Origin of the sequence: Roseibium sp. (assembly GCF_965216085.1) — a bacterium.
Classification (GTDB): Bacteria; Pseudomonadota; Alphaproteobacteria; order Rhizobiales; family Stappiaceae; genus Roseibium.
Genome location: NZ_OZ244138.1, coordinates 3,074,350 through 3,092,189, shown reverse-complemented (window position 1 = coordinate 3,092,189; position 17,840 = coordinate 3,074,350). Strand labels below are relative to the sequence as shown.

The 17,840-nt window shown below is 55.5% G+C and carries 17 protein-coding genes; 9 read left to right on the top strand and 8 right to left on the bottom strand.

The features are described from left to right. Window positions 1-66: 66 nt before the first annotated feature. From ACOOFE_RS14550 to ACOOFE_RS14540, 3 genes are all read right to left on the bottom strand, one after another. Window positions 67-1,236 carry an AGE family epimerase/isomerase gene (locus tag ACOOFE_RS14550; RefSeq protein ID WP_420410721.1) on the bottom strand — a complete coding sequence of 390 codons (1,170 nt, stop codon included), beginning with the start codon at window positions 1,234-1,236 and terminating at the stop codon, window positions 67-69. A 178-nt stretch (window positions 1,237-1,414) separates the two neighbouring features. Continuing rightward, complete coding sequence (locus ACOOFE_RS14545) at window positions 1,415-1,783, bottom strand: GFA family protein (RefSeq protein ID WP_420410720.1); 369 nt, start codon at window positions 1,781-1,783, stop codon at window positions 1,415-1,417. 18 nt (window positions 1,784-1,801) lie between these two features. Next, the gene (locus tag ACOOFE_RS14540) at window positions 1,802-3,343 is read right to left on the bottom strand and encodes a trimethylamine methyltransferase family protein (RefSeq protein ID WP_420410719.1); all 1,542 of its coding nucleotides are present in this window, start codon (window positions 3,341-3,343) and stop codon (window positions 1,802-1,804) included. Between the two features lie 375 nt (window positions 3,344-3,718). On the opposite strand from ACOOFE_RS14540, the gene ACOOFE_RS14535 reads away from it, so the two are divergent. Together ACOOFE_RS14535 and bmt are read left to right on the top strand one after the other, a co-directional pair. Beyond that, window positions 3,719-6,280 carry a GcvT family protein gene (locus ACOOFE_RS14535; RefSeq protein ID WP_420410718.1) on the top strand — a complete coding sequence of 854 codons (2,562 nt, stop codon included), beginning with the start codon at window positions 3,719-3,721 and terminating at the stop codon, window positions 6,278-6,280. A gap of 239 nt (window positions 6,281-6,519) precedes the next feature. Next, window positions 6,520-7,551 carry a betaine--homocysteine S-methyltransferase gene (bmt, locus tag ACOOFE_RS14530; RefSeq protein WP_420410717.1) on the top strand — a complete coding sequence of 344 codons (1,032 nt, stop codon included), beginning with the start codon at window positions 6,520-6,522 and terminating at the stop codon, window positions 7,549-7,551. Window positions 7,552-7,566: 15 nt separating this feature from the next. Here the strand turns inward: bmt and ACOOFE_RS14525 are convergent, their stop codons facing one another. Then, complete coding sequence (locus ACOOFE_RS14525; RefSeq protein WP_420410716.1) at window positions 7,567-7,959, bottom strand: GFA family protein; 393 nt, start codon at window positions 7,957-7,959, stop codon at window positions 7,567-7,569. 120 nt (window positions 7,960-8,079) lie between these two features. On the opposite strand from ACOOFE_RS14525, the gene ACOOFE_RS14520 reads away from it, so the two are divergent. The 3 genes from ACOOFE_RS14520 (at window position 8,080) to ACOOFE_RS14510 (ending at window position 11,051) form a co-directional block, all read left to right on the top strand. Then, entirely contained in the window at window positions 8,080-8,928 is an 849-nt protein-coding gene (locus ACOOFE_RS14520; protein ID WP_420410715.1) for a TIGR02285 family protein, read from the top strand. A 249-nt stretch (window positions 8,929-9,177) separates the two neighbouring features. Continuing rightward, window positions 9,178-10,521: a ferric reductase-like transmembrane domain-containing protein gene (locus ACOOFE_RS14515; protein WP_420410714.1), complete on the top strand. Its 1,344-nt coding sequence runs from the start codon at window positions 9,178-9,180 to the stop codon at window positions 10,519-10,521. A 101-nt stretch (window positions 10,522-10,622) separates the two neighbouring features. Next, window positions 10,623-11,051 (top strand): PaaI family thioesterase, encoded by a 429-nt coding sequence (locus ACOOFE_RS14510; protein ID WP_420410713.1) that lies wholly within the window; start codon window positions 10,623-10,625, stop codon window positions 11,049-11,051. A gap of 284 nt (window positions 11,052-11,335) precedes the next feature. On the opposite strand, the gene ACOOFE_RS14505 is transcribed toward ACOOFE_RS14510, so the two are convergent. Then, window positions 11,336-12,058, bottom strand: coding sequence for a hypothetical protein (locus tag ACOOFE_RS14505; protein WP_420410712.1), 723 nt, complete (start codon window positions 12,056-12,058; stop codon window positions 11,336-11,338). A gap of 132 nt (window positions 12,059-12,190) precedes the next feature. Further along, on the bottom strand, window positions 12,191-13,420 hold the full coding sequence (locus ACOOFE_RS14500) for a GGDEF domain-containing protein (protein ID WP_420410711.1): 1,230 nt from the start codon (window positions 13,418-13,420) through the stop codon (window positions 12,191-12,193). A gap of 353 nt (window positions 13,421-13,773) precedes the next feature. On the opposite strand from ACOOFE_RS14500, the gene rplM reads away from it, so the two are divergent. Both rplM and rpsI read left to right on the top strand, forming a co-directional pair. After that, window positions 13,774-14,241, top strand: coding sequence for a 50S ribosomal protein L13 (gene rplM, locus ACOOFE_RS14495; RefSeq protein ID WP_141186980.1), 468 nt, complete (start codon window positions 13,774-13,776; stop codon window positions 14,239-14,241). Window positions 14,242-14,243: 2 nt separating this feature from the next. Then, window positions 14,244-14,720 (top strand): 30S ribosomal protein S9, encoded by a 477-nt coding sequence (gene rpsI, locus ACOOFE_RS14490; protein WP_420410710.1) that lies wholly within the window; start codon window positions 14,244-14,246, stop codon window positions 14,718-14,720. An 87-nt stretch (window positions 14,721-14,807) separates the two neighbouring features. Here rpsI and ACOOFE_RS14485 read toward each other — a convergent pair whose 3' ends face one another. Then, a complete protein-coding gene (locus ACOOFE_RS14485) occupies window positions 14,808-15,725 on the bottom strand; it encodes a serine aminopeptidase domain-containing protein (protein WP_420410709.1) in 918 nt (305 codons plus the stop codon). 13 nt (window positions 15,726-15,738) lie between these two features. Next, window positions 15,739-16,209, bottom strand: coding sequence for a MarR family winged helix-turn-helix transcriptional regulator (locus ACOOFE_RS14480; RefSeq protein WP_420410708.1), 471 nt, complete (start codon window positions 16,207-16,209; stop codon window positions 15,739-15,741). Between the two features lie 167 nt (window positions 16,210-16,376). Between ACOOFE_RS14480 and sigZ the strand changes: the two genes are divergently transcribed. Further along, a complete protein-coding gene (gene sigZ / locus ACOOFE_RS14475; RefSeq protein WP_420410707.1) occupies window positions 16,377-16,919 on the top strand; it encodes an RNA polymerase sigma factor SigZ in 543 nt (180 codons plus the stop codon). A 76-nt stretch (window positions 16,920-16,995) separates the two neighbouring features. Further along, window positions 16,996-17,706, top strand: a complete 711-nt coding sequence (locus ACOOFE_RS14470; RefSeq protein ID WP_420410706.1) for a glutathione S-transferase family protein — start codon at window positions 16,996-16,998, stop codon at window positions 17,704-17,706. Window positions 17,707-17,840 lie beyond the last annotated feature (134 nt).

The window sequence follows — 17,840 nt, the reverse complement described above, 5'->3', positions numbered from 1 at the left end:
GCTGTTCTGTAAATTGCGGAAAACGTCGCATCATGCTCTGCTTTCGCCATTTACCGGTTTGGCTGGTTACAGCGACTTGGCAAAGGCGTTCAATTCGGAGATGGCGCACACGATATGATAGAGCGAACTGGCGGGTGCAGGTTCGTCTTCAAAGGTGCCGTCGACATTCCATTTGTCGCGGTATAGGCCCGCTGGAACATCTTCAAAATAGGCCGAGAGGGCTGCGACGGACAAAGAGATGTCTGCAACATAGGCCTCCCGTTCCGGCCCGGCGGAGATACCGGCCAGCGCAATGGCAGCTTTGATCCATTCGGTTTGCCCCCAGAGGCGGGCGATTGGGTCGCGCACGCTGAAATCGTCATTGATGGCCATGAAAGCCGCGCCGCGGCTCTCATCGATCCCGTAAGTCCAAGCAATGTCATAAAGGCGCCGCGCAGCCACAAGCGCATCCGCATCGCGGCGCGACGTGCCCCAGCGGACCAGCAGCCAGGCCCACTCAAAAAGGTGGCCCGGTTCAATCGTGCGCCCCTCATCTCCCGGTAATGGGGCCCAGTGAAGATCAAAAAACTCGCGCAGACCACCATTCACCGGATCAATCAACCGGGTCAGCGCGAGTTCCGCCAGTTCGTCAGTCAGGTTTGACCAGGCCGGGTCCTTCGAGACAGCTTCCCAGGCCATGCAGGCTTCCAGCAAATGCATATGCGGGTTGGCGCGTAAAGGTATGCGGTCCGGGACATCTTCCCTGAAGCCAATGTCGGGATGCTTGTAAGTTTTGTAGAGGGTTTCCAAGAGTGATTTGGCTTCGGTTTCAGCCGTGCTGGCACTGGCCGGGATCTTGTCGGCCATCTGGGCGAGGGCAAACAGAACAAAAGCTTGATTGTAAAGATCAAACCTGGAATCCGTCAGGGTGTTATCGATTGAAACTGCGGCGGCAAAAGTGCCATCGGCCATGCGGTAGGTTTCGCTAAACCAGGCCCAAAGCCGGGTGGCGATGTCTTCAGCCGGGCCATTCCAGCCGAGCCTGGCCCCTTCCAGAAAGGAATAAATCTGGCGCGGGGCGACCCTGGCCCGGCGGTCTATCGGAACTCCAGCCTTCGTTTCCAAGTCGATAACTTCAAAACATTCGCCCGTATCAGGCGCAATGCCGCCAGCGTGCCAGGCGGAAAGCGCGTCTTCTGTCAACCATTGGGTCAGGTCGTCAGCGAGCTTTTTAACTTGCGCGGTTTCAGAAGACATGGCGGCCTATCGAGATAATGGGGCGCAATGGGGCGCCCAATGAACGGGAAGTCCGCGCACGTTAGACCAAGGGCGCAGCGGCAATCAAACCTGCATTTCAAGATTGTGGGTTTTGGTTGTAATTCGTGGGGGAAATTGCTGGCCGCTGATTGAGCCGAAATAGTCAATTCAAAGAGCTCTAGCCGAAATCCGATTGCGGCAACTCGTAATAATCGCCCTTTGACTCGCAATAAATATGGCTGTCGATGTGCAGGCCAGTGGCCCCATCCAAAGTCCCGGCCATAATGGAAACGACACCTTTGCCATCTGGCTCCCAGAACATCTGGCTTCCGCAGACCGCACAAAATCCGCGTTTTGCGGTCTCAGATGAGCGGAACCAGGTGAGATGTTCGCTGCCTGTGATGTGTAAATCACCCTTCGCCGCTTGGCTCGCGGCTACGAAATGTCCGGAAGTCTTGCGGCACTGGATGCAATGACAAGCAATAACGGGGCGCAAAGGCCCCGTTACTTCATAGCTGACACATCCGCAAAGGCAGCTGCCTTTCATCGTGTCGTTCCTTTCCGGTCAGACGTTGCTGTCCGGGAACGATGCCTTGCGTTCGGCCATATAGGCTTGCAGGGCCTCGTCGATGCCCGGGTCAAGCTCTGGGCCTGTGTAAGCGGCCAGCTGCTCTTTCCAGATCTTGTTGGCCCGCCAGGCGGCATCCAATTCACCGTCCGCCAGCCATTGCTCATACGAATTGTTGTCAGCAACAGACGAGCGGTAGAACGCGCTCTCAAAGTTGCGCTGCGTGTGGGCAGCGCCAAGGAAGTGACCGCCTGGGCCGACTTCTTCCAGTGCGTCCATCGCGAGCGTTTCGTCGTTAACGTCAATGCCCTTGGCCAGAACGTGCATCATGCCGAGCTGATCGGCGTCCATGATGAATTTCTCGTAAGACGAACACAGGCCGCCCTCGAGCCATCCGGCGGAGTGCAGGCAGAAATTGACACCGCTTTGTACGGTTGCCGTGATGGTCTGAGCTGCTTCCTGCGCTGATTGCGCATCTGGCACTTTGGAGGCTGTAAATGAGCCGCCTGAGCGGAACGGCAAGCCGGCCCGGCGGGCCAGTTTGGCAGCGCCGTTGAGCAGCAGAGAGCCTTCCGGGCTGCCGAAGGTCGGCGCACCGGATTGCATGGAGATGGAGCTGACAAAGGCGCCAAACACGACAGGAGCGCCTGCGCGCACCAGCTGGGTGAGGGCGCAGCCTGCCAATGCTTCCGCCAGAACCTGGGCCAGCGTGCCGGCAACGGTTACCGGGCTCATCGCGCCGGCCAGAATGAACGGCGAAACGATACAGGCCTGATTGGCGCGGGCGTAGACTTTCAGCGCGCCGAGCATGGTTGCGTCAAACACCAGCGGGGAATTGGCGTTGATCAGCTGGATCATCACACAGTTCTGGTCGACGAAGTCTTCGCCGAACGTGAGCTGAGCCATACGGACCGAATCTTCGGCACGCTCAGGAGCAGTCACAGACCCCATAAATGGCTTGTCGGAGTATTTGATATGGGAATAGACCATATCAAAGTGGCGCTTGTTGACCGGAAGATCGACCGGTTCACAGACCGTGCCGCCGGAATGGTGCATCCACGGTGACATGTAGGCCAGTTTCACGAAATTGCGGAAGTCTTCGATGGTGCCGTAGCGGCGGCCCTGATCGAGATCGGTCACAAAGGGAGGGCCATAAACTGGCGCGAACACCAGATTGTTGCCGCCAATTTCGACGTTGCGGGCTGGATTGCGCGCGTGCTGGGTGAATTGCGATGGCGCCGTTTTCAGGATCTCGCGCAGCATGCCTTTCGGAAAGCGCACACGCTCGCCATCAACTTCAGCACCGGCGATCTTCCAGATGTTCAAGACGTCCGGATCTTCCCGGAATTCCAAGCCAATTTCTGCCAAAATGCGATCTGCATTGGCTTCGATGATGGCGGCGCCTTCATCGCTCAGAACTTCGTAGTTTGGAATACCCCGGCTAATATAGGGCGCGCCTACGAGACCTGAACCGGATTTGCGCCGTTCCCGGCGTGCTGATCGGCCACGGCGGCCAGTGCTGGCGGCGGCGTCTGACATTGTGGGGCTCCCTGAACAGTAAAATTTGTGTCGTTATGTCAAGTCTTAGAGAGGTTGACCAGCAACCTTTGTGCAGATGCGTCTTAACCTACTCTATTTCCGGCATAGAGTCTGAAGAGCGGCGAGATGCTCGCCCGATGCCTTGGTCTCGTCGGTAAAACTATCCAGGTGTCGTGGCAACATGCCGCCATGCCGCAATTGAGCTATTTTGGCAGTCGATCTGCCGCAATACTGGCGGCCAAATGATCGAGGCTGGTTCACCTTGTCGGGTGTCCATCAGTATTGGTCGGAATAGATAAATCCGTCGTGGATGGGATACGCAGAAAGGGGCGAGCAATTGGCTGAGCGCCCCGGTCTACTAAAGAGGAATGAATCATGTCAGCATTTCCTGACAAGGCACAAGTCGTCATCGTCGGTTTGGGCGGCATTGTCGGCGCATCGGTGGCGCACCACCTGATCGAGCGCGGCTGGACGGATGTTGTCGGCATCGACAAATCCGGCATTCCGACTGATATCGGGTCAACAGCGCATGCTTCCGACTTCTGCTACACCACCAGCCACGACTACCTGTCGGTCTGGACCACCCAATATTCCATCGACTTCTTCGACAAGATGGGTTGCTACGCCCGTGTCGGCGGCCTTGAAATCGCCCGCACCGGTGACGATGCCTGGATGGAAGAAATCAAGCGCAAGGTAACCTCCGGCAAGGCGTTCGGCACCAATGTGCGCCTGGTAGATCCGAAAGAGATCAAGGAACTCTTCCCGCTTATCGAAGAAGATCAGGTGCAGGGCGGCATGTTCGATCCGGACGCTGGCCTTGTCATTCCGAGATCCCAAACTGTTTGCGGCAAGCTGGTCGATGAAGCAGAGAAAACCGGCAAACTGAAATCCTTCGCCAACACACCGGCAACCTCGCTGGTGGTGGAAGACGGCAAGATCAAGGGTGTCGTCACCCACCGCGGCACGATCATGGCTGACCATGTTGTCGTGTGTGCAGGTCTCTGGGGCCGCCAGATCGCAGAAATGGTCGGTGAAGACCTGCCAGTGATGCCAGTCGATCACCCGCTGACGTTCTTTGGTCCGTACAACGAATTTGAAGGCACCGGCAAAGACATCGGCTATCCGCTCCTACGCGATCAGGGCAATTCCGCCTATATGCGCGACACGGGCGACCCCAAAACCACAGAAGGTGGCCAGATTGAATGGGGCTACTACGAGCCGAATGAACCGCGCATGTGCCATCCACGTGACTTGCAGTCCAAGGAAGAGGCCCGCCTATCACCGTCTCAGCGTGACCTGGAAATGGAACAGGTCATCGAGCCACTTGAAAAGGCGATGGAACTGACACCGGTCCTCGCGGAACTCGGCTACAACGAAAGCCATTCCTTCAACGGTCTTCTGCAGGTGTCTGCCGCCGGCGGCCCGTCCTGCGGCGAAAGCCAGAAGGTGCGCGGCCTCTGGTACTGCGTTGCCATCTGGGTCAAGGACGGTCCTGGCTACGGCAAGCTGATCGCTGACTGGATCACTGATGGCCGGACCGAAATCGACCATGCGCCGATTGATTACTCCCGCTTCTACGCCCACCAGATGACCGAGAAATACATCGAAGACCGCTGCTATGAAGCTGCGCAGAAGATCTATTTCCCGGCGATCCACCCGCGTGAACCTTATGTTTCCAGCCGCGGCGTGAAACGCTCTCCATTCTATGAGCGGGAAGTGGAACTCGGCGGCTACTTCATGGAGCTTGGCGGCTGGGAGCGGGCGCATGGCTACGCGGCCAACGAACACCTTTTGGAAAAATACGGCAACAAGGTTCCTGAGCGCAAAAACGAGTGGGACAACCGCCACTTCTGGCGTGTTTCCAATGCCGAACAGCTGGCGCTGTCCGAGGACTGCGGCATCATCAACCTGTCGCACTTTTATATGTTCGACGTTGAGGGCCCGGATCACGTTGCACTGCTGGAATGGCTGTGTGCGGCCAAAATCGGTGGCGACAACAACATCGGCAAGGGCATCTACACCCACTTCCTGGATGATGAAGGCAATGTGCGCGCTGACCTGACCATCTTCCGCATGGAAGACCGCTGCCGCATCGTCGATGGCGCTGATGCAGGCCCGCGCGATTATCACTATGTGAAACGCATGGCCGAAGACAAAGGTTTTGATGTCACCGTCACTGATGTGAGCGAAGAGTTCACCACCATCGGTATCTGGGGGCCGAATGCCCGAGAAAACCTGAAAAAGGTTGTTAGCGATCCGGCAGCACTTGATCCGGAAAACTTCCCGTTCGCAGGCATCCGAAATATCGAGATTGCCGGCAAGAAGGTCTCCGCGCTTCGTCTGTCCTATGTCGGTGAGCAGGGCTGGGAGCTTCATATGAAGTACGAAGACGGCTTGGCTGTCTGGGATGCGCTGCGGGCCGAAGGGATCATGGCCGTTGGTGTTGAAACCTACGCCAACTCCCGCCGCATGGAAAAATCCCTGCGTTTGCAGAACGCTGATCTTCTGACCCAGTACAACCTCTATGAGGCGGACCTGGCTCGTCCGAAGGTCAAGGAAGCAGACTTCCGCGGCAAGGCGAAGCATTTGGAATACCGGGCGCGCGACAAGCAGCCAGCGATGCTGTGCACACTGGTGATGCTGGAAAACGCCGACGCTTCAGGTGTCGAACGGTTCCCGGTTGGCGCCATGCCGGTGCAGGATCCGGCGACCGGCCAGACACTGGTCGACGCGCTTGGCCGTATCTCCTACACCACCTCGGTGGCCTATGGTCCGACCATCGGCAAGAACATTGCGCTTGCCTATCTGCCACAGGACTTCTGCGAAGTCGGCCGAAAGTTGCAGGTGGAGTATTTCTCTGAAACCTATGCTGTGGAAGTAGCCGGTGTCGGCTACGCGCCGCTCTACGATCCGGAGAATGCCAAGCCGCGGAGCTAGGTTGAACGGCTACCTTCGATCCGTCATGCCCGGACTTGATCCGGGCATCCATTCCGTTTCCAAGCTCCAATCTCTACAGATTTGGCCAAGCAACGGAGTGGATTACCGGGACAAGCCCGGTAATGACGATGGATGAACAGAAAACGATAAAACCCCGCGTGGACATCCGCGCGGGGTCTGCTATTGCAGGGTCTTGAGATTGGCCGCGCGGCCTTAGGACGGTTTGGAAAGACAAAGCGATGTCGAAGTTTGAAGATCTTCTGGCCCGCAAAGGGGCTTTGCTGGCAGATGGGGCAACGGGCACAAACCTGTTTGACATGGGCCTGGTTTCCGGCGACGCGCCGGAGCTTTGGAACACGGACGAGCCGGAAAAGATCAAATCTCTTTACCGGTCCTTTGTGGACGCCGGCTCCGACATCATCCTAACCAACACCTTTGGCTGCAACCGGCACCGCTTGAAGCTGCACAACGCGCAAGACCGGGTGAAGGAACTCAACATCGCTGCCGTCAACCTCGCCAAAGAGGTCATTGCAGACTCTGGCCGGGAAGTTCTGATTGGCGGCTCCATTGGGCCGACCGGCGAATTGTTCCAACCGCTCGGTGCACTTTCTTATGAAGAGGGCGTGGAAGCCTTCAAAGAACAGATCGAGGGCCTTGTTGAAGGCGGCGTCGATGTTCTTTGGGCCGAAACCATGTCGGCAGTGGAAGAAATGAAGGCGGCGGCGGAAGCGGCCAAGCACTTTGTTCTGCCGCTGGTGATCACCGCAAGTTTTGACACCGCCGGAAAAACCATGATGGGCCTGGCGCCAAAAGGCTTGGGGGAATTGCAAAGCCAATTTGCCTGTACACCGGTTGCCATCGGTTCCAACTGCGGTGTCGGGGCGTCCGATCTGCTGGCGGCAATCATGGAGATCACCGAGGCCTATCCGGACGCGATTGTTGTTGCCAAAGGCAACTGCGGTATTCCGCAGATCAAGGGCGATGAAGTGGTTTACACCGGCACGCCGGAACTGATGGCCGACTATGCCCGCATGGCGCTGGATGCCGGCGCGCGCATCATCGGCGGTTGCTGCGGCACATCTCCAGATCACTTGAAAGCGATGCGGGTCGCACTGGATACTTACAAGAAGGGCGTCCGCCCGACACTCGATCAGGTGATAGCCGAAATCGGTCCGCTGGTTTCGCCGCCGAACAAGGAAGCCGATGCAGCGCGTGAAGCCGAAGGTGAGGGTGCAGGCTCCGGCCGACGGCGAGGACGCCGCAGAGGCTGAGTTTGAAAGGTCCGGTCAGCCGAATTTTGCGTGAAATTCGGCGCCGGTCAGCTTCTTGGTGTCTTCGGAAAAACAATAATTTCCCGGTTTTTCGTCGATGAAGTACTCCGCCCGCAGCATAGATTCTGGGTCTTCATCAAAGAGACCCGCCGGCACGCCGTACATGTCGCCCGGTTTGGAATAGAAGAAGAGGTGGGTGCCACAGGTCGGGCAGAAGCCGCGGTCGGCACGTTTGGAAACCGAAAACCGCCTTACTTCACCTTTGAAATCGGCCGATTTGCATGGCACTGCCATAAACGGGCCGCCGCTCCATTTACGGCAGGTCCGGCAATGGCAGGCCTGGAGCGATGGAAGAGCGTCGGCTTCAAACGTGACGGCGCCGCACAGGCAAGATCCGGTTTTGCTCATGAGATTTCCTTATGAATGCCGAGTATAAGTACAGTACAGTATACGCAATTTTTCCATTTTGATGATTTGGTCAAATCACCGTATGTTCTTCTCTAAGCTTGGCAGCAATTGAAAATAGATATGATGTATCGATTCGTTCAATTACTAATCCTACTCGCATTGTTGTCTATTTCAAAAGTTGCGCACTCCGGCGATGTTGTCACATGGGCGAAAATGGACTTTCCGCCGGTGACCATTACGATCGGTGAAAATGCCGGTCAGGGTTATGGAGATTTGACCCGGAAGTATTTCACTGACCGTCTTCAGGAGTTCGATCACCAGCATTTGGACATTTCGATCAGCCGGATGGTTTCGTTGATGGAAACCAGAGATGGTGTTTGCGACGCAGCGATGTTCAAAACTCCGGATCGCGAGAAAGTTATGGTCTTCTCAGACCAGGTTTATTGGGTCCAGGCGAACCGGATCATCTTTCTTTCGAAAAACAGAAGCCGGTTTGATCGCCACCTGACAGAAAATGAGACTGTTGATCTGGAAACACTGGCGGCCGACAAAACCCTGAACGGTGTGGTCGTTCGGGGGCGGTCATATTCACCACAAATTGACGCCGCAGTTCAGCGGCTAGCTGAACAACCGCATTTTACCGAAGTCACTGACACCATTCAGATGTTCAAGATGCTTGAAAGAGAGCGGATTGATTGGGTTGCCGGTTACGCGTTTGAAGCGAATTTCTATTTTCGGAAATTAGGTTTGAGCAACGATTTTCTGTCTTTTCGCGCAGAAGGAGATGCGGCCGTCATTCCAGGGTACTTTGCGTGTTCGGATGGACCTGTTGGGCGCAGCGTCGTTGCCGGGATCAATCAACTCATCACCCAAGCGGGGCACCCGCCCGAGTATCTCCAGTACTACAAGGGCTGGTTGGATGATCAGGCGCTTATGGATATCAACAAAGTGATCGCGTCAATGAACTAGCCGCCTGACCGGCGCCAAATTACGTATCCGGACAGGACGGATCCCGACGAGACCTTTAGCAATCACTCATTGAAAACGACTGAGATCTGTGTGGCCGCTGTATGCCATTTGTTTATTTCAGGCGTCCGGCAGTTGGTATTTGCTCGCTTCGGGCGTTTGCGGGTTGCCGAGTCCCCGAAAACAGTCTACCGCAACGCCCGAAATACCCTACGTCCTGCCAAGCCAAAAGCCAAGAAGACGGAAAACCTTATGCGCCCTATCGGCTTAATCCTGATTGTCCTTGCCACCCTCGTTCCGATCTATTGGTACATTCCGCTTGGGGCGAACCGGGATGTGATCGCTCTTTTTAGCCAATATCTTGGTTCCGCCGCGCTGATCCTGATGGGGATCAATCAGTTTATGGCAACTCGGGCACCGGGGCTTGAGACTGTCTTTGGCCCGCTCGACCGGATTTATGTCCTGCACAAATGGCTTGGTATTGCGGCGCTCGTTGCCATGGGCCTGCATGACATTATTGATGCAGAAATGAACGGGCTGCGGGGTGGGCCACTCGCCGGGATTGCCGAAGACATTGGTGAAATCAGCCTCTACGGACTGATGATCCTGATCCTGGCGTCTGTCATCACTTTCATCCCCTATCATCTGTGGAAGTGGAGCCACCGGATCATCGGGGTCTTCTTTTTCCTTGGTGCGTTCCACTATTTCTTTATTGAAAAGCCGTTTTCCAACGTCGACCCACTTGGGCTCTATATCTCTGCTTTCTGCGTCTTGGGAATTCTGTCCTATGTCTGGATGTCATTGCTTCGGCCGATGGCGCCGCGCGGCCACAAATACGAGGTGGATTTGGTGCGCCGTGTCGGTGGCCTGACGGAACTTGTTCTTCTGCCCAAAGGGCGCGGCATGAAACACAAGGCTGGGCAGTTTGCGTTTCTGTCGATTGATGGGGGCGGATTGGGAGAAGAGCATCCTTTCACCTTGAGCGGCGCTCCGTCGAACGATCGAACCTTGCGGTTCTCGATCAAGGACCTCGGCGACTATACAGACTGCCTTCAACGGAAAGTTCAGCCGGGTATGGAAGCAACGGTTTCCGGCCCCTTTGGGCACTTCAGAATGCCCAAAGGCCGGGATCCGCAGGTCTGGATTGGGGCAGGCGTTGGCATCACGCCGTTCCTGGCCTTTGCCGAAAGCTTGAAAACAACGGAGACCGGCCCGGTTAAACTCTACTATTGCGTTCGCGAGCGGGACGACATTCCCTATGCGGTCGAGCTGGAGCGGCTAGCTGAAGACGTCGAGATGTTGGAGGTCATCATCGTCAACTCGACGGAAGGTATCCGGTTGACCGCTGACCGGATCGTTTCTGATCTCGGCGGCGATGTTTCGCAGGCCCATGTGTTCTTCTGTGGTCCGGTTGCCATGCGCAAGGCGCTGAAATCCGGTCTGGTGCTCAAAGGTCTGCGCGCCTCGCGATTCCACTTCGAGGAATTCGAAATGCGCACCGGCATTGGTCTGGGCGCTCTGGCTGCCTGGTTGTGGGACCGGGGGACATTGGAAGTGGAAAAAAGGTTGGCTGCAAAGACCGAGCCAGCGGAATAGATACTCTAGCTTACAAGGCCTCTTGCAATTTGTTTTTTTTGACGTTTACGTAATACCAAGCGGTATAAATAACGTAATTTGAATGAATTGGGAGGGCCTTGATGCAACCGGTCATGACTGCCGATGAAATCATGGACATGCTGGACGAGGTGTTTCCGCAGATCCATGCCGACGGCAAGGTCTATACCATTGAAAGTGTCGCGCCCGGCAAAGCGGTCCTGCGTTTGACGGCCAATGAGCGGCATTTGCGTCCGGGCGGCACGGTGTCCGGCCCAACCATGATGGCCATGGCGGATTTTGCGGCTTACGTCGTCATTCTGGCGCACATCGGCCCAGAGGCGCTGGCGGTCACCACCAACCTCAACATTAATTTCCTGAGAAAGCCCGAACCGGGCGATCTTTTGGCGACCTGCCAGCTTTTGAAACTCGGCAAGCGCTTGGCCGTGGTGGATTGTTTTATTGCAGGTGAAGGCCAAGAGGAACTCGTCGCACACGCCACGGCGACCTATTCAATCCCGCCGCGCAAGTAGGTCAATTAGAACGCCGGGCGAAAACGTGGATCCGTTTGATGGCTTTGGCAGGTCTATCCGGTTAGGCGCAGCACGCAGCACGCAGCACGCAGCGCGATGCGGGGCATCGGGCAAGAGGTGCAACGCAGCCGGTGGATCGCCAAAAGCCACCCGAAGGGCCTCGTCTCATTGGCCTGCTGACGTGCGTTGGCCCATCCTTATGGTGCCAGCACCACTGCGGGCGGCCCGCCTTGCCAGCAGACACATGAGACGGGTCAAGCGCTTCCACGTTTTCGCCCGGCGCTCTAATCCAAGGTCGTTGAACAAATCACTTTGGTGCCGTTGATCCGGAAGAACACCCCCCAGAACATGCTCTTTACGATAACGGATCCTCCCGGCGGCAATCCAGCAGGCCGCTTACCTTGAGCATGTTGCTCTAACATCTTTAATTTTGCGAAATTGTAAGCCGTTCTTTCACCGCCAAAAAACGCGTCTTTGGCCGCCCTGTTTGCTGCGCCCTCTATGTTGTCCACTTCACGGGCATAACTGCAGGGCCACGTATTCTCTGACGTGAGAACTTCCACGACTGCCTGCTGCATATCGCCTGCATCCGCGCGGCCGGCAACACCAAGCTGGTTGACGGCATCTTGCATCATGCCCTGAACAGCCGAGGCTTGAGTGCGTGTGGGGGCGGAAACGACTTTATATTCCTGGCGCAAGGGTGGCAGACCGGTGCTCTCTGCAAACACGGTTGTCCGGTCGGCATCGGAGTGAACGGAAGTCGCAAGGATTGTTGTAGACATCTCCGTCGAAGAGCCAACTTCTGCGACTTTACCTTGAACAAAAGAATTGACGTCCTGTGTCCATTTTCGCCAGCCTGACGCAACATCGTCTTTAAGGGCAGGTGCAACGCCGCCGTTGGAGCAGGCCTCTGTTGTCTGAGCCAATTCACTCCGGGCAGATTCCAATGCCCTGAGAACAGCTGTCATCTGGGTGTGTGCTGTTTGAAGATCTTGTTGCCAAGGCATGTCGTCCTCCCTTGATTTGCTCCCCCAAAAAAAATCTGAAAGCAAAATAGGAGTGTATTCGAAAATCGAAACAATTCTAGATGGTGGAAAGGGCCCGCTGAAGCAAGCTTATGGTATTACTCAAAAGGGCCGCTATGCCGATTGTTTAGCGCCGTCTTCCTTGAAGGTTCCTTCCAGATCCGAAGAATATTCAACGACCCTGTTGCGGCCACCACGTTTGGCGGCATAGACGGCAAGATCAGCGCGATGGAGGGCTGTTTTTTCCGTGTCTCCCCGCTGGGAGAGATATGCACCGACACTCAGGCTCGGCGTATAAGTATTACCCTCGTGCGTGCAGGGTGTTTTGGCGCTTTCCATCACCCGGTCATAGAGCAGGCGGAATTCGTCCTTGGTGATGTTCCGGCACAGGATGACAAATTCATCGCCGCCATATCGGCCAACCACATCATCTTTCAAGCGAATGCAGGATTTCAAGACACCTGCGATGTGTTTTAAAAGAACATCGCCGCAGGCGTGGCCGTATTGATCGTTGACTTGTTTGAAATAATCGACATCGACAAACAGGACCCCGGTTCCATCAGCTCTGTCCGGGTCGATGAACAGCGCCTTCAAATGCTGTGTCACGGAATTGCGGTTTAAAACGCCGGTCAATTGATCGTAGCGGGTCAATTCCAGCATGCGTTTGTCGTTGTGCATCAGCTGCTGTGTACGGCGGACAAATGCGGCCACCGGAAACATCACGATCAGAACTGTGCCAAGGACAAGATAGAGGCTGACTTCCTGAAAGGTCTCTTCCAGGGCCTCCTCAAATGCAGTGGCGTCGACGTAAAGCTCAATGGTCCCGACCTTCTCGCCAGAAGATGTGATGGCCGGGACATAAGCCTCAATGTAGGTTTCCGGTACGGTCCGCGCGCTATCTGGTTGCTCGTCATTGTCATCGTGGTGGACTTCGATGACCGGTTGCCCTGTGTTGAACGCCTGCATGGCGTTCTTATTGGGTTTACCCTCTGCGGAATATGAACGTTCCAGACTTCCGTTTGACAGGAAAGTCTGTTTTCCATTTTGATCGAAAAGCTGAAAGCGGATGATGTTGACCAGCGCGAAGGAATCCTCCAGCCGGTTGATGTCCTCCATGTCGCCTTCGCCAGTCTGAATCAAGGTGACGGCAGAGGGGGTCGTTTCCAAGAAATTCCGGGACCAGTGCTGCGCGCGTTCTTGCGCGTTGCGTTTGATCGCTTCCTGGACCTGCCAGTCGATCAATGTGTCGAGAGCGATCCACACGATACCGATCAACGCCAGCGTGCCAGCCGCCGCGGCAAGGACGGTATAACGGTGGCGATCATAAAGGCGCCATAGATTCATCCGAAATCCTTACAAGACTCCGCCAAAACCTAAACCGGAAGGACTTAAGGCTGTGTAAAGTCCTTGGCGTTTGCACCGGGTCTGCAGGTTGTCTGCGGCCGAAAGTGCCTTTGGGTTTTAATAGTGAAACCGGAAAGGGGGGGCGAGTCACTGCAAAATATACGGTAATATAATACCGTTTTTTTAAGTTATTGAAAAATATAGGTAATTATAAGCGCTCAGCGAAATAAGGTTCTTGACGTCATCTGGGTGTAGGCGTATAAGCGCCAACGAACGAATTGAAGGTCCGTTCGCTGAGCTTTTTGTAGAGCCGCGCGGGCCTTTTCTTTAACCAGTAATCATGGATCGAACTCATGAAGACCTTCTCTGCCAAGCCGGCCGAGGTCGAGAAAAAGTGGATCTTGATCGACGCAGAAGGCATGGTTGTCGGCCGTTTGGCTGCCTACATCGCCAACCATCTGCGCGGCAAGCACCTGCCGACCTACACGCCGCATGTCGACACCGGTGACAACATCGTCGTCATCAACGCCGACAAAGTGGTCCTGACCGGCCGCAAGTACGACAACAAAAAGTACTACTGGCACACCGGCCATCCGGGCGGCATCAAAGAGCGCACTGCACGTGCGATCATGGAAGGCCGTTTTCCGGAGCGCGTTCTGGAAAAAGCTGTTCAGCGCATGATGCCGGGCGGTCCGCTGTCCAACAAGCAGCTGTCCAACCTGAAGGTTTACGCTGGTCCGACCCACCCGCATGAAGCTCAGTCGCCAGAATTGGTCGACGTGAAGGGCCTCAACGCAAAGAATGACGGCAAGAGGGCTTAACAATGGCTGAGCTGCAATCCCTGGAAGAACTGGGCGGCGCGGTCGAAACCGCAGCCCCTGAAGCTCCGGTGCATGTCCAGAAGCTGGACGCACAGGGCCGTGCCTACGCAACCGGCAAGCGTAAAGACGCAATTGCCCGCGTATGGGTCAAGCCGGGCACCGGCAAGATCATCGTCAACAAGAAGGACTTCACCGAGTATTTCGCTCGTCCGGTTCTTCAGATGATCCTGAAACAACCGCTGATGATCACCGAGCGTGATGGTCAGTTCGACATCGTCGCAACTGTTTCCGGTGGTGGTCTGTCTGGCCAGGCGGGTGCTGTGCGCCACGGCCTGTCCAAGGCTCTGACCCACTACGAGCCGGAGCTGCGCGGCGTTCTGAAGAAGAACGGCTTCATCACCCGCGACAGCCGTGTTGTTGAACGTAAGAAGTTCGGCCGCGCGAAAGCCCGCCGCTCCTTCCAGTTCTCCAAGCGTTAATCGCTGGATCCTTCTGGATTTTCAAATTCGAAAAACCCGCCGGAGCGATCCGGCGGGTTTTTTTGTTTTAAATTCCATTCGAACCGATCAGGCCGTCGCTGGCGTTTTTTGAAGGTTTGGTTGAGCCCGTGCTTCACCAGGTACTGTCGCCTCAGACAACCAATCATAAACTTCTGACCAAAGAGGTGCACACTCTGGTTTGAACGCGCCCTCGTGGCCGATCCGTTTGACATTGAGGTCTTGAGGGGAGGTGACAGTCAGGGATTTCGGGGCATTCGGATAGGCTTCCAGCAAGACTTCATTGGCTTTCGGAGTTGCAATTGGGTCATCGCTGAACACCCAAGACCGGATTGGTGAGCGGACAGATTCATAATGCTGAGGCGCCATATCGGCACCGAGATCTGGCAGGAAGTATTTCTGGCGATGGCTCCATTTCCGCCAAGTCTTGAAGACGCGTGGCGGCAGGGCTTCGCCGCGCCAGCCGCCCACTGGTTTGATGTAGCCATGGCGCATCAGCGAGTAAGAGCCAAGCCCCCACCAGAAAAACAGTTCGAGCGGCCGGTTGCGGAGTGCGTGGTGGCCAAAATATCCCGAACTTACAGCCAGGAAAGCGTTGCGGGCGATCTTGTGGTGGTTTGGCATCAGGCCGAGAAAATGCCCGCCGACACTATGGCCAATATGGGTGATTGGAAGGCCAGGCGCTGCTCTTTCCAGCGTCTCGATCCCGGCGGTCATGTCGTGGCGGCCCCAGTCCGGCAGTTCAATTGAAGACCCTTTCAGTGACCCATTTACGGAATCGCCGATGCCCCGGTAATCATATGTCAGGACAATGGCGCCCTGGTTGGCTAGATAAGAGGCCATATGGCGGTAAAACCTGCGGGGAAAGCCTGTGCCTGCGGAAATCATGACCGCGATCCGAGGTGCAGGCCCAATGAAGAGGTCTCCGGCCAAGGGCCAGCCGTCGGAAGCTGAAAAAGTAATGGGTTTGCTTTGAACGTCAGGCATTCCCGAAAGTCTCCTAAACGTTTGATGTCCCGGACATTTCGGTGTCTTGCCCGTTGATGATGGTGTCTGCATTTTCAGCTATGTGTTTGAGGAAACGCCCGATCACCTCTTGTTCCGTATCGGTGAAGGGGGCCAGCAAGGCAGCGTTATAGTGACGTGTGTGGTGACCCGCGTCTTTTGCAGCCTCCCGGCCGGCGTCTTCCAAAAACACCAGCGTGACCCGGCCGTCTTTCGGGCAGGGGCTGCGTCGAACAAGGTGTTTTTCCCATAACCGGTCGATCAATCCAGTCAGGCTCGATTTTCCCATGGAGAGCCGGGCAGCAATTTCGGAAACCGGCTGGCCATCCTTTTCATTGAGTAAAAACAGAACAGCGATCTGGGTGATCGTCAGACCGGTGTTCTGGCGCGCACGGTGATCCGCGGCCCGGAAAAGCGCGGTATAAGCGACCTGCAGTTGGTAGAATACGCGGAGTTTTTTGGACATCAGTTTGGTTCGGATATGGACTATTTATAGTTCATATACGAATTAAAAATGCATCAAGCAAGATGATTTTTACGTAAACGTAAGATCGGCTCTTTGCCACTGGATTCCGTCCTAAGGGATTGAACTTTGTCGGGACAAACCCCAATCCTTTTGGCTGGAGAGCGATGATGACCCTTGAAGATGTTTGGAATGGATACCGCGGGCAGTTAAAGGCCTTCTTGCATTCCCGGGTGCCAAACCCTGCGGATGTGGACGATCTCCTGCAGGAGATTTCAATCAAGGTCTTTGCCGGCCTCAAATCGCTCAAGGACGAAACCAAACTTCAGTCCTGGCTTTATCAAACGGCCCACAATGCCATCGTCGATCACTATCGCAGAGAAGGCCGGAACAAAGATCTAGTGGCGGAGGATCTTTGGTATGTCGCGGATGAGAAAACTGTGCGCCGGGATCTGGAAGGGTGCATCCAGCCGTTTATTTCCGCTTTGCCGGAGGATTCTTCCCAGCTTCTGACTGCGATCGATCTGAACGGTCAGCCGCAAAAGGACTATGCGGCTGAACACGGTCTTGCCTATTCAACTCTGAAGTCCCGGGTTCAAACAGCGCGATCATCCCTTCGCGGTCTGTTTGAGGATTGCTGCCGGATGTCACTGGATGCGAATGGCAACATTGCCGATTACAGCCCGAAGGGCGGTTCTTGCAAAAAATGTTGAGCAGGGCGCAACTTCTTTTCGTCTTTTCCTGAGCTGCGCCGTCTTACCTGTAGATCCATGAAAACAGGAAAGACAGATGATAAGACTTGTGAGCTTCAAAATCTGCCCGTTCGTGCAGCGTGTAACCGGGTTGTTGGAAGCCAAGAACATCCCTTATGAAATAGATTACATCAGTTTGAAGGACAAACCGCAGTGGTTTTTGGACCTGTCGCCGACGGGCCAAGTGCCGATGCTGATCACTGAAAATGGTCAGCCGCTTTTCGAGAGCGATGCGATTGTTGAGTACATCGATGACATCACGCCGCCGCTGCAGGACGGTTTGACACCGGAAGACCGGGCGTTGAACAGGGCCTGGAGTTATCAAGCTTCCAAGCACTACCTGGTTCAATGCAGCACCATGCAGAGCGCTGCCCGCGACACCTTTGAAACGCGGAATGAAAAGCTCAAAAAAGCCTATGCCCGTGCGGAAGCCCAGCTCCGGGAGGGGCCATTCTTTTCCGGCAAAACCATCGGCAATGTCGATATCGCCTGGTTGCCCTTGCTTCACAGATCTGCCCTTGTTGAAGAGCACAGCGGCTTTGACATGCTGGATGGCTTTCCCAAGGTGAAAGCCTGGCAGAAAGCAGTCCTTAAGACCGGCCTTGCAGACCGCTCCGTGTCCCCGGATTTTGGACCGGAGTTTTCCGGGTTTTACTTAAACGAACGCACATGGCTCGGCCGCGGCGCGCCGGAAGATGAGCCGGTCGCAACAATCGAAGCTGCTGCCAGCGGCGGTTGCTGTGGTTAATCGCGAAAAAAAGAGTGCCGGGAACAGCCAAGAAGACTGGTAGTTTCAGGCACTCCTTCTTTATCCTCCCGGTGATCAATATTTCTGTGCTGTTGGAACTGATCCGTTTGTCCAGATCGAGGCGTAATAAAAAA

Coding starts and splice junctions, on each gene's coding strand:
- ACOOFE_RS14550 (WP_420410721.1), bottom strand. CDS start 1,236: ATGTCTTCTGAAACCGCGCAAGTTAAAAAGCTCGCTGACGACCTGACC.
- ACOOFE_RS14545 (WP_420410720.1), bottom strand. CDS start 1,783: ATGAAAGGCAGCTGCCTTTGCGGATGTGTCAGCTATGAAGTAACGGGG.
- ACOOFE_RS14540 (WP_420410719.1), bottom strand. CDS start 3,343: ATGTCAGACGCCGCCGCCAGCACTGGCCGCCGTGGCCGATCAGCACGC.
- ACOOFE_RS14535 (WP_420410718.1), top strand. CDS start 3,719: ATGTCAGCATTTCCTGACAAGGCACAAGTCGTCATCGTCGGTTTGGGC.
- bmt (WP_420410717.1), top strand. CDS start 6,520: ATGTCGAAGTTTGAAGATCTTCTGGCCCGCAAAGGGGCTTTGCTGGCA.
- ACOOFE_RS14525 (WP_420410716.1), bottom strand. CDS start 7,959: ATGAGCAAAACCGGATCTTGCCTGTGCGGCGCCGTCACGTTTGAAGCC.
- ACOOFE_RS14520 (WP_420410715.1), top strand. CDS start 8,080: ATGATGTATCGATTCGTTCAATTACTAATCCTACTCGCATTGTTGTCT.
- ACOOFE_RS14515 (WP_420410714.1), top strand. CDS start 9,178: ATGCGCCCTATCGGCTTAATCCTGATTGTCCTTGCCACCCTCGTTCCG.
- ACOOFE_RS14510 (WP_420410713.1), top strand. CDS start 10,623: ATGCAACCGGTCATGACTGCCGATGAAATCATGGACATGCTGGACGAG.
- ACOOFE_RS14505 (WP_420410712.1), bottom strand. CDS start 12,058: ATGCCTTGGCAACAAGATCTTCAAACAGCACACACCCAGATGACAGCT.
- ACOOFE_RS14500 (WP_420410711.1), bottom strand. CDS start 13,420: ATGAATCTATGGCGCCTTTATGATCGCCACCGTTATACCGTCCTTGCC.
- rplM (WP_141186980.1), top strand. CDS start 13,774: ATGAAGACCTTCTCTGCCAAGCCGGCCGAGGTCGAGAAAAAGTGGATC.
- rpsI (WP_420410710.1), top strand. CDS start 14,244: ATGGCTGAGCTGCAATCCCTGGAAGAACTGGGCGGCGCGGTCGAAACC.
- ACOOFE_RS14485 (WP_420410709.1), bottom strand. CDS start 15,725: ATGCCTGACGTTCAAAGCAAACCCATTACTTTTTCAGCTTCCGACGGC.
- ACOOFE_RS14480 (WP_420410708.1), bottom strand. CDS start 16,209: ATGTCCAAAAAACTCCGCGTATTCTACCAACTGCAGGTCGCTTATACC.
- sigZ (WP_420410707.1), top strand. CDS start 16,377: ATGACCCTTGAAGATGTTTGGAATGGATACCGCGGGCAGTTAAAGGCC.
- ACOOFE_RS14470 (WP_420410706.1), top strand. CDS start 16,996: ATGATAAGACTTGTGAGCTTCAAAATCTGCCCGTTCGTGCAGCGTGTA.